Annotated in this window: 13 protein-coding genes and 2 tRNA genes; 8 read left to right on the top strand and 7 right to left on the bottom strand. The window is 49.2% G+C overall.

Annotation, left to right across the window (positions count from 1 at the left end; all coding sequences use genetic code 11):
* The first annotated feature begins 105 nt into the window (after nucleotides 1-105).
* From tilS to AZ602_RS06070, 3 genes are read left to right on the top strand one after another with little or no spacing between them, the layout of a single operon-like run.
* Nucleotides 106-1,491, top strand: coding sequence for a tRNA lysidine(34) synthetase TilS (gene tilS / locus AZ602_RS06080; protein WP_103034168.1), 1,386 nt, complete (start codon nucleotides 106-108; stop codon nucleotides 1,489-1,491).
* Between the two features lie 36 nt (nucleotides 1,492-1,527).
* Nucleotides 1,528-2,379 carry a pyrroline-5-carboxylate reductase gene (proC, locus tag AZ602_RS06075; RefSeq protein ID WP_103034167.1) on the top strand — a complete coding sequence of 284 codons (852 nt, stop codon included), beginning with the start codon at nucleotides 1,528-1,530 and terminating at the stop codon, nucleotides 2,377-2,379.
* 10 nt (nucleotides 2,380-2,389) lie between these two features.
* Entirely contained in the window at nucleotides 2,390-2,953 is a 564-nt protein-coding gene (locus AZ602_RS06070; protein WP_103034166.1) for a YggT family protein, read from the top strand.
* Between the two features lie 58 nt (nucleotides 2,954-3,011).
* Here AZ602_RS06070 and AZ602_RS06065 read toward each other — a convergent pair whose 3' ends face one another.
* The gene (locus AZ602_RS06065) at nucleotides 3,012-3,806 is read right to left on the bottom strand and encodes a hydroxymethylpyrimidine/phosphomethylpyrimidine kinase (protein ID WP_103034165.1); all 795 of its coding nucleotides are present in this window, start codon (nucleotides 3,804-3,806) and stop codon (nucleotides 3,012-3,014) included.
* Nucleotides 3,807-4,091: 285 nt separating this feature from the next.
* On the opposite strand from AZ602_RS06065, the gene AZ602_RS06060 reads away from it, so the two are divergent.
* From AZ602_RS06060 to AZ602_RS06050, 3 genes are all read left to right on the top strand, one after another.
* Nucleotides 4,092-4,183, top strand: a tRNA-Ser gene (locus tag AZ602_RS06060).
* Nucleotides 4,184-4,312: 129 nt separating this feature from the next.
* A tRNA-Arg gene (locus AZ602_RS06055) sits at nucleotides 4,313-4,389 on the top strand.
* 183 nt (nucleotides 4,390-4,572) lie between these two features.
* The gene (locus AZ602_RS06050; protein ID WP_199174099.1) at nucleotides 4,573-5,193 is read left to right on the top strand and encodes an RDD family protein; all 621 of its coding nucleotides are present in this window, start codon (nucleotides 4,573-4,575) and stop codon (nucleotides 5,191-5,193) included.
* Between the two features lie 89 nt (nucleotides 5,194-5,282).
* On the opposite strand, the gene AZ602_RS06045 is transcribed toward AZ602_RS06050, so the two are convergent.
* From AZ602_RS06045 to AZ602_RS06020, 6 genes are all read right to left on the bottom strand, one after another.
* The gene (locus AZ602_RS06045) at nucleotides 5,283-5,672 is read right to left on the bottom strand and encodes a type II toxin-antitoxin system VapC family toxin (RefSeq protein ID WP_103034164.1); all 390 of its coding nucleotides are present in this window, start codon (nucleotides 5,670-5,672) and stop codon (nucleotides 5,283-5,285) included.
* Nucleotides 5,672-5,884, bottom strand: coding sequence for a DUF2281 domain-containing protein (locus tag AZ602_RS06040; protein WP_078317995.1), 213 nt, complete (start codon nucleotides 5,882-5,884; stop codon nucleotides 5,672-5,674). Before AZ602_RS06040 ends, AZ602_RS06045 begins: the two co-directional genes overlap by 1 nt.
* Nucleotides 5,885-6,041: 157 nt before the next feature.
* On the bottom strand, nucleotides 6,042-7,451 hold the full coding sequence (gene hemN, locus AZ602_RS06035; protein ID WP_103034163.1) for an oxygen-independent coproporphyrinogen III oxidase: 1,410 nt from the start codon (nucleotides 7,449-7,451) through the stop codon (nucleotides 6,042-6,044).
* A gap of 140 nt (nucleotides 7,452-7,591) precedes the next feature.
* On the bottom strand, nucleotides 7,592-8,599 hold the full coding sequence (locus AZ602_RS06030; protein ID WP_103034162.1) for a calcium/sodium antiporter: 1,008 nt from the start codon (nucleotides 8,597-8,599) through the stop codon (nucleotides 7,592-7,594).
* Between the two features lie 31 nt (nucleotides 8,600-8,630).
* Nucleotides 8,631-9,212: an aminoacyl-tRNA hydrolase gene (gene pth / locus AZ602_RS06025; RefSeq protein WP_103034161.1), complete on the bottom strand. Its 582-nt coding sequence runs from the start codon at nucleotides 9,210-9,212 to the stop codon at nucleotides 8,631-8,633.
* Nucleotides 9,213-9,329: 117 nt separating this feature from the next.
* A complete protein-coding gene (locus tag AZ602_RS06020; RefSeq protein WP_103034160.1) occupies nucleotides 9,330-9,959 on the bottom strand; it encodes a 50S ribosomal protein L25/general stress protein Ctc in 630 nt (209 codons plus the stop codon).
* Nucleotides 9,960-10,559: 600 nt separating this feature from the next.
* On the opposite strand from AZ602_RS06020, the gene putP reads away from it, so the two are divergent.
* A complete protein-coding gene (putP, locus tag AZ602_RS06015) occupies nucleotides 10,560-12,056 on the top strand; it encodes a sodium/proline symporter PutP (RefSeq protein WP_103034159.1) in 1,497 nt (498 codons plus the stop codon).
* A 416-nt stretch (nucleotides 12,057-12,472) separates the two neighbouring features.
* Entirely contained in the window at nucleotides 12,473-12,928 is a 456-nt protein-coding gene (locus AZ602_RS10205; RefSeq protein WP_227525190.1) for an ESPR domain-containing protein, read from the top strand.
* Nucleotides 12,929-13,029: the final 101 nt, after the last annotated feature.

Genomic DNA, 13,029 nt, shown 5'->3' with positions numbered 1-13,029 from the left:
TTTGCTATCTATCTGACAGCCAAGACAGCTATTGACTGATAAATTTGCTACAATAGGGCGAAAGTAATTTTGCCCTATTTTTTATTTTGATGCGATGCCTGACTTATGCCTGATGTACTGACCCAGACTTTATTGACCGCTTATCAAACCCATCGACACAGACTGGATGGGGTGACGCTGTATTTGGCGTGTAGCGGCGGACGGGATTCGCTGTCATTGGCATATGCGTGTCATCTGTTGTATCAAGCAGGGCAGATAGATAGACCGCCAATCCTGCTTCATGTGCATCATGGGTGGCAGTCGGCCAATGATGACTGGGCAAAGCTTGTTGAGACTTGGGCGATACAGCATGGTTTTGATTATCAGATACTGCCTGTCACACTCCCAAAAAACAGCGAAACTCATGCACGCCAAGCTCGCTATGATGCCATGCTGTCGGTGATGAATGATCATGATGTGCTGATGCTGGCCCATCATGCCCATGACCAAGCCGAAACAGTGCTGATGCGTCTGATCGATGGTGCAGGCGTGCAAGGCTTATCAGGGATGAAATCATGGCAAGCCAAATTCGGTCATGATAAGCAAGTGTGGCTGTGGCGAGCATGGCTGGAGCTATCTCGAGAGCAGATTACCGCTTTTGCTTGGCATCACAAGCTCCCCTTTGTGGATGATCTGACCAATACGGATACCGCTTATGTGCGGGGTGTGTTACGCACTCAGATTTTGCCGCTACTAAGCACCATCAATCCCAAAGCCATCGCCAATATCGCTCGCTCATCACAGCTACTGTGTGAGACAGCCGCTTGGCAAGATCAGGCGGTGGATGAGTATTTGGTGCAATTATCCCACGAGCAAAATCATCTACCGTATCAAGCAGTGATGGCGGTGCAGGCATTTGAGCGATTGCCAAACCTTGCCCAATCTGCCGTGCTGCACCACTGGCTACAAGGGGATGAGCCGCTACCACCAAGCCAACAAACGACCCAATCCGTGCTTGAGTTGATGGCACGCACGGATAATGATCATCGCAGTCAAATCATCTGGCAAGGCGCGTATCATCGCTATGTGATTTGTCGTTATGATGCATATCTGTATCGCTATCGAGATGATGTGTGGCAACTATTGACAGCAGGTGTGCAGACGGATGAGCTGCCTAATCTTCAGCACGAACACCAGCATGAATTGGGTGAATTGGCATTGGTGGCAGATGGGCGGGTGCAAATTATACTAAAGTGCCAACAAGCCATCACCCATGCCCAAAAAGTAGAGAAAACCACACCCATCATCATTGGCAAACACAGCTATAAAGCCAAAAAACTTGCCCAACAGCTTCGCCTACCGCCATGGCTGCGGGGGCATCTGTGGCAGGTGGTCGTTGCTGATGGTGGACATTGGCTCATCGCACCGATGATGGTGTGGCGACTGCCTGATGGCGAGCGCGTGGCTTTGGATAATTTTGCACCAATAGGGCGAATGGTGTACAATGGGTGAAGTTTTACTTTGATAAATTTGACAAAAAGGTGTGTTATGACGACAGTTGTTGATTTTGATGTATTAAATGGCAAAACCATCGCTTTTATCGGCGGTGGCAATATGGCAGGGGCGATTATTGACGGTCTGTTAAAGGCAAAAGCCGAGCACGGATTGGATCTGACCTTGTCAGTATCTGATACCGATACCGATAAGCAGGCACAGTTTATCGCCAAAGGCGTCACGGCAGTCAGCCCAGAGCACGCTGAGCAGATCATCACACCAGCTGATGTGGTTGTCTTGGCAGTCAAGCCACAAGTGATGGGCGTGGTCGGTGCGTCGATTGCACCGTATTTGTCATCACAGCTTGTGCTATCGATTGCGGCAGGTTTATCGGTGGCAACCTTATCGCAGATGCTGGGCGGTCATAGCAATATCGTCCGCTGTATGCCAAATCTACCTGCTAGCGTGGGCTTTGGTGCGTCAGGTCTTTTTGCTGATGGTGTCAGCCAGACAGCTTGCCAAATGGCCGAAAAAGTCATGCAAGCATCGGGCATCACTGCATGGGTCAAAGACGAAAACCTATTGCACGCCGTGACAGCAGTGGCAGGCTCAGCACCCGCGTATTTCTTTTATGTGCTAGAAAATATGATTGCAAAGGCGATCGAGATGGGTCTATCGCCTGACGATGCCCACGCCTTGGCAGTACAGAGTGTGCGTGGTGCTGGCGCATTGGCAGTCAATCAAGACCCTGCCACATTGCGAGAGCAAGTCACTTCAAAAGGCGGTACGACCGCGGCGGCACTAGACAGCCTGTATGCCGATGATGTCGGTCAGGCATTTGCCCGTGCGATGCAGGCGTGCAGTGATCGCAGTGTCGAACTTGGTGCGACTGTGAGCCAAGGCTAAGGGATTGTTTATGAACTCTGTGCCTTTTGTGCTGACCAATATGGTCATCAACTTTGCACTGATGCTGCTGTTTGTGCGTTTTATGATTCAGTTAGCCGATGTCGATAGCAGCTCACCATTTGCTCGCGCCACTTATCGCTTGACAGGGGTTGTCGATGTCTTTACGCGCATTTTTCCTGCAGTCGGCAAAGGGCGCATCAGTACTGCCGCGGTTGTCTTGATGCTGCTTTTGTATCTGATCAACCTTGCTGCCAATAATGTGATTTTGGGTCGATCGATGACTGCTGTGGAGTTGTTTTTTGCAGGGTCGTTAAGCGGCATCATGAAATTTTTGCAGCTTTTGCGCTACACCATGATCGCATCAGCCATCAGCAGTCTGTTGGTGATGTTTTTGAACATCAATAATAACTTTATGATGGTACTGATGCAATTATCCGAGCCGATCGTCGCGCCGTTTCGTCGTTTTGTGCCGAATATTGGCATGATAGATTTGTCGTTTTTGGTGGCGCTGTTTGCTTTATTACTTGCTGAGAATTTTATTCGCATCATCGCCATGAATATTTGGATGGGCTAATACGACACCCAAAAAAAATCAGCGCCATATCACGGGTGCTGATTTTTTTGGTGATTTATCAAAGATGATAAAAGCGATTCGGCATCATCTGCGCTGCATCATGATCGGGATGTGGCACATCGGCATGGATGAGCGACTGATGCACCCAGTCGTCCGCATGAACGATGGCATCCACCAAATCATCACCCATCGCCAGTCTCCCAGCAATGTGGCTGGCCAGTGTACAGCCTGAGCCGTGGTACTCACCCTCTAGGCGTGGCACGATACTGGTGTGCTCTATACGCCCATCCATGTACAAAAACTGCTCAATATCCCCCATCTCAAAGTCATGCGATGTCTTGACAAGCACGGCATTGACGCCCTGATCATTTAAGTATTTGGCCGCATCATGCAGATTGTCACGACCGCTTAGGGCGCGCAGTTCGTGCGTATTTGGCGTGATGAGTGTGGCGTGAGGCAGTAGCTTGCCAAAGGCTTGCACCAATGTCGCAGGATCGCCTAGACTGCCACCAGAGTTGGCGACCAGGACAGGGTCGAGCACATACGGCGTACCGTGTGGTATCTGGTGTGTGTCAAAAAGCCTTGCGATGGCATCAATGTTTTCAACTGTGCCGAGCATGCCTGACTTGATGGCTTGTACGGGCAGGTCGTCGAGCACAGCGACGGCTTGAGCGGTAAGAAGGTCGGCAGAAACTGGCTCAAAGCCAAATACCTGCTGCGAGCTTTGTACCGTGATGGCAGTGCAAGCGATGGCAGCGTGTGCACCAGCACCGCCGATGGCTTCGATGTCAGCTTGTAGGCCTGCACCGCCTGATGGATCTAGCCCCGAAAAACATAATACGGTTGGTCGCATAATTCTCCTTAGCGATATTATCCTATCGTTGGCTTATGATAACAAACTTATGATAGCAGATATCTGTACAAAAATTCAGCACTTTTTATCCTCCAACCATCCAAATTGTCTGCCAAACCGATAAAGGCACAAGGTAAATTACCAATTTTGCAAAAATTTTATAAAAAAGATGCGAAAAACACTTGCAAAGTATCAAATTTTTGCTATAATTGACGCCCACAACGACAAGCGAAATCATCGATGATGATGGATGATAAGTCTAGCAACTTATCAAAGCAAGCGTTCGGTGAAGTGGGTGAGTGGCTGAAACCAGTTCCCTGCTAAGGAACCATACCTAATTACGGGTATCGAGGGTTCGAATCCCTCCTTCACCGCCATTTATTTTCTCAAGTTTTGATCGATGTTAAAACCGAAAATAAATTAAAAAAAGTGCTTGACATACAAAATAAACACTGTATAATAGCCGCCACAACGAACGATGTTGAGAAACAAAGTAAGTTGAATCCGCACCCGTAGCTCAGTTGGATAGAGCACTTGGCTACGAACTAAGGGGTCGGGAGTTCGAATCTCTCCGGGTGCGCCATATTACGAAAATCACCGAAGTCATTGATTTCGGTGATTTTTTTTGCGTTTTATCATAGGCATTGGGCAGGCATTGGGACAAGCATTGTGCAAGTCATTTGCATTGCAGGCTTCGATTGCTAATTCCCCCAACGCCTTGCTTTTATGCTACAATAATCCCATCTTTTTCATTGTGATTGCATCTATGTCAAAACACACCAATACCCAAGCCGTACAAACGCCCACCACCGAAACGCCTACCATCGCCAAGCCATTGGTGCGACTATCTGCCATCGTCTATGATGGTATGCTGATTTTGGCGATGTTGTTTTTGGTGGGGGCGGTGCTGGCAGTCGTCGGTACGCTGCTATTTTTGGATGTGGGGACGACCTCTCAGGATGCCAAAGCGTTGCCTTTGTGGTATCAAAACGGCGTGATGACACCTGCGTTTGTGCTGACTTTGGTGGGGTTTTATGGGATTTTTTGGCGTAAGTCGGGGCAGACCTTGGGTATGCAGACTTGGCGACTAAAGACTGTGGATGCCAATGGGCAGCTGCTTAGCTGGGGGCAGAGCTTTAAGCGGATCATCAGTGCTTGCCTTGTGCCTGCGATATGTGCTGTGGTCGGTGCGTTTATCCATGGGTCGAAGCTTGCGATTTTGTTGGCGGCGTTTTTGGGCTTTTTGTTCAATTTTTTGTTTTGTGTGTTTAACACTCGGGGGCTTGCGGTGCATGATATGCTGTCAAACACCATCACACTCAAAGTGCCAAAAATCGCCCACGAAACCCTATGGCAAAGCCTAAAACGCCGTCAATCAAAAAGCTAGATATGCCAAAGCCGTTGTTATCAACGGCTTTTTTGTGGGTGGCGTATTTAGAGATTTGATAAATAATGCATCATATGAACTTCATGGTCTTACCAAATCACGGGCAGTTCATACAAGGCACAATGACTGTCGGCACTAATAAAACCTAAATTATTTGCCATCGCACAGCTAATGAGCATACGGTCAAATGGGTCTTTGTGATGAAATGGCAAGTGTTGTAGTATTTGAACATCGTGCCAACTTTGGCTGATTGGGCGAATGTCATTATGGGCGAGTTGCTGTTGATATAGCATTTGCCAATTTTCAACCAGTGTTAGCTTACCAATACTGATTTTGATGGCGATTTCACACAGTGATAATGGACTGTAATAGATGCGATTGTCAGAATTTTCAATGATGGCTTTGGCGGGTTTGCTCAGTTTTTCCGGTTTGGCAAGCAACCAAAGCAAGGTGTGCGTGTCTAGCAAATAACCTTGCATTACATATAATCCTTAAACTCATCCAAAGGTGCATCAAAATCATCCGCCATATAAAGCACTGAGCCTGCGGCACCGCCGAGCTGTCTTTGTTTGGGTGTATTGATCAGCTCATTGATGTAGGCAGCAAGATAGCTTTCAACACTCAGACCGGCGTCTTGTGCTTTGGCGATGATGGCTTGTTCGGTGCTTGGGGGTAAATCCAGTGTGATCATGTGATAACTCCAGTGCGTCGTGATGGGTGGTGAAATGGGCTGTGCGGTGTTGGCAGCGATGTATAATCACTCATCACTACCAACATCATGTTCACCCTATAAAATTCATTATCCCAAACCGTGCCAAATTGTCAAGTCAGATGGGGATAGCACCCATCTAAATCACCTTTGAAAAGCGTCCTGCGTGTTTTTGGCTTAGATATTCATCAAACACCATCGCCACATTACGCCCAAGAATGCGCCCCTTTGGTAAAATAGTGATGCCATCTTGATCAATCTGCACCAATCCATCGGCTGCCATGTCGTGTAGCGTGGCAATCTCATCGGCAAATACTTGGGTAGGCTCAATACCAAACCGCTCACGCAAATAGCCAAAATTCATATAATCATGGCAGAGTAGATTCATGATGACATGACGACGCAGCTCGTCTTTGGCATCGCTTTGGATATGCTTCACGGCAGGCAGCTTATCATCACGGATGGCGGTTTGATAGTCTGCCAGTGCGGTGGAATTTTGGGTGATGTGCGCACCGATTTGACTGATGGCGCTGACGCCAAAGCCGATCAAATCGCACTCGCCCAAGATGGCATAACCCTGAAAATTACGGTGCAGTTCGCCTGCTCGCTGCGCTTGTGCCATCGTATCGGTCGGCTTGGCAAAGTGATCGATGCCGATGTACTGATAGCCAGCTTCTGATAGAGCGGCGATGATATTGCCAAACATAGCAAGCTTATCGCTCGGGCTTGGCAGATCTTCATCACGGATGCGTCGTTGAGCGACGAAGCGATCAGGCAGATGCGCATAGTTGAACACCGACAGCCGATCGGGGGATAGCTTGATGATCTCACGGATCGTGGCATTCATACTCTCGATGCTCTGATGGGGTAGGCCATAGATCAGATCGATATTGGTTGATTGATAGCCTAGGCGGGTCGCTTCGCTCATCACATGGGTGATGAGATCTAGACTTTGGACGCGATTGACAGCGATTTGGACTGTCTTATCCAGATCCTGCACGCCAAAGCTTAGGCGGTTGAAGCCCAGATTGCGTAGTATCTGTAAGGTGTTTGGGCGTAATTCACGGGGATCGACTTCGATCGAATAATCACCATCGGGTGCAAAGTCAAATTCTGCGTGCAAAAATTCCCACAGGCTGGCCAGCTCATCATCGCTCAAAAATGTCGGCGTACCACCGCCCAGATGTAGCTGTTTGACACGACTGCCTGATGGCAGCAGGGATTTCTTATGGCGAATTTCTTTGAATAGATAGGTCAGATAATCGCCAGCATCACTGTTCTTTTTGGTGATGATTTTGTTGCAGCCGCAGTAGTAGCACAGATGATGACAAAATGGAATATGAATGTACAAAGACAGCGGCACAGTAGCATCACGATTTTTGAGAATATCAGCTTCCATGCCATCTGCCATCGGGGCAAATTCCAGTGCGGTCGGATAGGAAGTATAGCGTGGGCCTTGGCGGTTATATTTTTGAATCAAGGCTTCATCGAACTCAATACCGTCAAAATGCTTGGCGGTGCGGTTGGCGTAGGGATGATCGACTGACATGGCATGCTCGGGTTTTTTGGTGAGTGGATGGCCGTATTATACCAAATCAGGCGGCAAATTCTAACCGATATCCACAAAAATCTTCGGGAATTAAAAAACGGACTCATCATCGATCAGTCCGTCTTCTTGGTCGTCACAGATTAAGCCATCACGCTCACCATCAGCCAAGCGCTGTAGCCAATAAAGCAGCTGATCAAAAGCGCACCAGAAAGGCGACCGATCTGTCCATCGCGCTTTAATGCCAGCGCACACATGATAAATAGCAGCAGGGTGATGGCACACATCACCACCGTATCACGGCTTAGCACCTCTGGCGCGACATCCATCGGCATGATCAGACCTGCCACACCGACGACACCTAGGGTATTAAAGAGGTTTGAGCCTAGTACATTGCCCAGTGCCATCTCAAATTCACCGCGACGGGCAGCGATCACAGAGGAGACCAGCTCAGGCAAGCTGGTGCCGATGGCAACGATCGTGAGGCCGATGATCAGATCTGACAGCCCCCATAAGGTCGCCAGCTCCACCGCGCCCCAGACGATCAGGCGTGAGCTGAGCACCAGTACCACGAGACCTACGATGAGCTTGAACAGGGATTTGGGTGTGCTGACGGCATTCGGATCAGGCAGCTCATCTTCTGCCAGCTCATAGGCATGCTCATCACTGGCCAAGATCGCACTCTCGGCAGCGGCTTTGGCATGGCGCTTGGCGTAGATGACTTGCACGCAGATATTGGCTGCCATCACTGCCACTAAGATGCCAGCATCGATGCGGCTGATGTGGCCATCGAGCATGACGACGACGGCGACGATGGTGGCGCTGATCAGCCAGACGAAGTCAGTTTTTAGGACTTGTTTTTGGATAACGATGGGTGCGATGAGTGCGGTGACGCCCAGCACCAGCATGATGTTGACGATGTTTGAGCCAAAGGCATTACCGAGCGCAAGCCCTGGGCTGCCAGCCAGTGCCGACAGCGATGAGACCACGATCTCTGGCGCTGAAGTGCCGACACCGATGATCAGTGCGCCGATCAGCATTTTTGGCATGTGGTACTTGGTGGCGATGGCGACGGCACCATCGATGAACATATCGGCACTGTAGATGAGGATGATCAGTCCGATGACGACAGCAAGTATGGGAAGTAGCATAATAAATACTCGGTAAATAAAGCCAGCTGGCTTAGGCTGGCAGCTTAAAGCCATTAATGTGATTGCGCGCGCGCTCGATGTCACCACTCATCAGCTCAGGCAGTGCGTCGATGGCGCAGTCGATGGCAGCATCGATGCTGATGCGCTCATCAAGGGTCGGCTTGGCAAGGACAAAGCCGCTGACCTGTGAAGAATGTGCAGGGCGACCGATGCCGATGCGCAGACGGTGAAACTCAGCACCGATGTGCGGCACGATGTCTTTTAGGCCGTTATGTCCGCCATGTCCACCGCCTGTCTTTAGGCGAATGGCACCAGCTGGAATGTCCAGCTCATCATGCGCAATTAAGATCGCATCAGCAGGCACGCCATAAAACTTCGCCATCGGCGCGACCGCTTGTCCTGAGCGATTCATAAAAGTCTCAGGCAAAAGCAGGCGCACATCAGTGCCATGTATCGTACCGCGACCGACTTGGCCGTGAAATTTCTTATCATAACTCAAAGTGATGCCAAACGCCTCTGCCAGTCGTTCAACGAACCAAAACCCAGCATTATGCCGCGTGTGCTGATATTGGGCGCCAGGATTGCCCAGTCCTACGATGAATTGAATGCTCATAAAATGATCGCCATGATGCTGCTGCTGCCAATGCAGCCATAAGGTCCAAAAATTTTATCAAACTGACAAACAAAAAACCAGTAAAGCGCTTACTGGTTTTTTGGGTAGCTTGGAAGATTACTCTTCGCTGGCTGCTTCTTCAGCTTCTTCTTCTTCGGCAGGCTCGGTCACTGCAGGTGCTTGCATAGTGACGATGGTGCGATTTAGGTCAGCTTCGTCGTGCGTCACTAGAGTCAGTTCAGCAGGCAGCTTCACATCAGATAGGTGGATAGATTCACCGATCGCAAGCTTCGCCACATCGATCTCGATGGCTTCTGGCAAGTTGCGTGGTAGGCAGCTAACTTCGATGTCATTGACCAAAGTGGTTAGGATGCCGCCAGCTTTTTTGCCGACTGAAGTTTCTTCATTGATCACATGTACTGGCACATGGAAATTCATGGCTTGGCCACGAACGATGCGCTGGAAATCCACATGCAGTGGGAAGCCTTTGGCTGGATGGCGCTGTAGGGCTTTGATAATGACTTCTTGGTCATTGCCATCTAGGCTGATGGTGATGACGCTAGAGAAGAATGCTTCGTTTGATAGTGCTTTTACCAGTTCGTTATTCTTTACGCAGATAGAAACTGGCTCATCGTTACCACCATAGATGATGGCTGGGATAAGGTTTTCTTTGCGCAGGCGGCGGCTCGCACCTTTGCCCTGCTGCTCATCGGCGCGCACAACGCCGTTTAGGGTAAATTGGCTCATGATAGATCCTTAAATGATAAAATGAAGCAGACTTGCGACCAGTCTGCAAAAAGCCCACGCCTAGATACAGATCATCGGCTTTGGGTGATTTGTCTGGGCTATGATTGACAAGCCATAGACAAATTAGCGCAATATTATACCGAATAATTCACCCTTTGACAAAGCATTTTTCAATGATGATGGATAAATTTGCCCCCATTTAGGCGCTTATCAATGCGCTGATGGCTGTCTATGACTGCTTAAAAGGTGGTAAATATCCCAAAAATCAGCAAACGACCGCTTTAAAAAATCAGCAAACGACCGCTTTAATTTATATAAAATCATCCGATAAATCAAAGATTTAAATATGATTATACAAATTATATTACCCAAATACCAAAGATTTGTTCTTTTTATGTTATAATACGCGCGTCACACCTGCTTGGGCGGCTTGGCTATGTTAGGCAGCGGATTGGTTGGCTGATCTGCCAAGCTGTCGGGTGGGTAATTTTATGCGTTAAGGCTGGTTTGGCTCATTGATGGGTGCGTATCTGACATGCACGAGGCCAGATCAGTGCTTTGGTGGGCAGCCTCAATGCCTGCTATATAAGGAGTTTTACCATGCAAACTGTGGAAACAGGCGTATGGATTTCGCTGGCGATTTATTTTATTTTGATGATTGCCATCGGCGTTTATGCCTATTTTAAACAAAAAAACGATGTCGAAGGCTACATGTTGGGCGGCCGTAACCTAGGGCCTGCGGTGACAGCACTGTCGGCAGGGGCATCTGATATGTCAGGCTGGCTACTGCTTGGCTTGCCTGGTTATATGTACGCATCAGGTGTGGTGAGTATTTGGATTGCGCTGGGTTTGACGATTGGCGCATTTGCTAACTATCTACTGGTCGCGCCTCGCTTGCGTGTCTATACTGAGGTGGCGGATAACGCCATCACCTTGCCTGACTACTTCGCCAACCGTTTTCATGATAAATCGCATCTGCTGCGCATCATGTCAGCGCTCGTGGTGATCTTATTCTTTACCGTCTATACCGCAGCCAGTCTGGTGGCAGGTGGTAAGCTGTTCGAAAGCTCGCTGGGTCTGTCCTACAGCCTAGGTCTGTGGGTGACTGCAGGCGTAGTCGTGGCTTATACGCTATTTGGTGGCTTTTTGGCGGTGTCATTGACCGACTTCGTCCAAGGCGTGATCATGCTGATCGCGATGCTGCTGGTGCCTATTGTGGCATTTAGCGAGATTGGCAGCGTCTCAGAGGGTATGGCGATCGCCCAGCAGGCGAATCCTGAGGTCTTTAACTGGATGAATGGCGTTACCGTGATGGGCATCATCTCACTGATGGCATGGGGCTTTGGTTATTTTGGTCAGCCGCATATCATCGTGCGCTTCATGGCGATTCGCTCGGTCAAAGATGTGCCGATCGCCACTGCCATCGGTATGGGTTGGATGATTCTAAGCTTGATCGGTGCTTTGATGGTGGGCTTGGCAGGCATCGCTTATATCGCTCGTACTGGCACACCGCTGAATGACCCTGAGACCATCTTCCTCGTGTTCTCACAAGTGCTGTTCCATCCGCTGATCTCAGGTTTCTTATTAGCAGCGATCTTGGCGGCGATCATGAGTACCATCTCAAGCCAGCTGCTCGTGGTATCGAGCTCACTGACCCGTGATGTGTATAAGCTATTCCTTGATCGCGAGGCATCTGAGGCGCGCCAAGTCCTCGTCGGCCGTATCTCGGTGGTGGTCGTGGCATTGGTCGCGATCATGCTAGCAGGTGATAGTAACAGCTCGGTGCTACAGCTGGTATCACACGCTTGGGCAGGCTTTGGTGCAGCATTTGGCCCATTGGTCATCCTAAGTCTGATGTGGAAGCGCATGAACCGTAACGGCGCCTTGGCAGGTATGATCGTCGGTGCCTTGACCGTGATCATCTGGGTATATGGCGGCTTCGAGATCGGTGGTCAGCCTGCGAACGACGCGATCTACTCGATCCTACCAGGCTTCGCGCTAAGCTTCATCACCACCATCGTGGTCAGCCTGATGACAGCACCACCACCTCAGTACATCGTCGAGAAATTCGAAGAAATGGAACGCGGTCTGCGCTGATCCTTTGCTTAATATTAAGAGCATCACCTGACGCGCTGTTGGGTGGTGCTTTTTTTATGGATTAATAAATGATCTTAGCCAAGATATATGCTATAATGATAGTAAGCACATCAGCCATCGATCCTGCCTGTCAGATGTGGCGATGACTGATTAGAATGATTAAAAATTAACCAAATCAACCTCATATTACAAAGTCTATACAATTCAGTGCTATTTTTGCTACAGAATTGATCGATGTTAAGGGTATAATACACCCAAAATTCCGATGGTCGCGTATAGTCATGTATCAGACCATCTCCCCCCTCCTCATTTTTTTTATACTCATAGAGTCACTTTGGCCTCCTGGCGAGCGATTCTGGTTAACAACCCCATTCATCTGCCGAACATGATGAATACACTTGAGTGGTAGTTTTATTATGAACCATATTTACAAAGTAATCTTTAATAAAGCCACTGGCGCCTTTATGGCAGTGGCAGAATATGCCCGCGCTCAAGGCAAAGGCAGCAGCGCCACCGTCGGTACGACTGAGCAGGCAGACACAGGCAGTGTCTCTAAGCTGATCCGCTTTACCCTTGTGATGTCCGGCATGATCTTGTCAGCCCAAGCAATCGCAGCCACTGGCACCGAGTACCAAGCAGGTACTGATAATATTTGTTATTTCGATACTGCAACCAATAGCGTCATCTGTGGCACTGCGACCACCCAAGCAACCGGTCAAAGTGCTGTGTCTGTTGGTATTGGCGCTGAAGCTCGTAATAATAATGACATCGCCATCGGTAACCAAGCGGGTTTGGGTCGTGGTGATAAGGGTAGCGACTTTACCGCAAATACGACATTTGCCGCAGGGACGGTTTATCCTTCGTTGCCGTAAAACCACCGACTTCAGGCGGTGGATATAAGGCAACTCCGCAATCATGTTTACGCATGGACGTTGTTTAGCGTGGTGTATTCTGCTGTTCAATGTACTGGCGG

Origin of the sequence: Moraxella sp. RCAD0137 (assembly GCF_002894025.1) — a bacterium.
In the GTDB taxonomy this organism is placed as follows: Bacteria; Pseudomonadota; Gammaproteobacteria; order Pseudomonadales; family Moraxellaceae; genus Moraxella; species Moraxella porci.
This window is presented reverse-complemented; position numbering and strand designations above follow the sequence as displayed.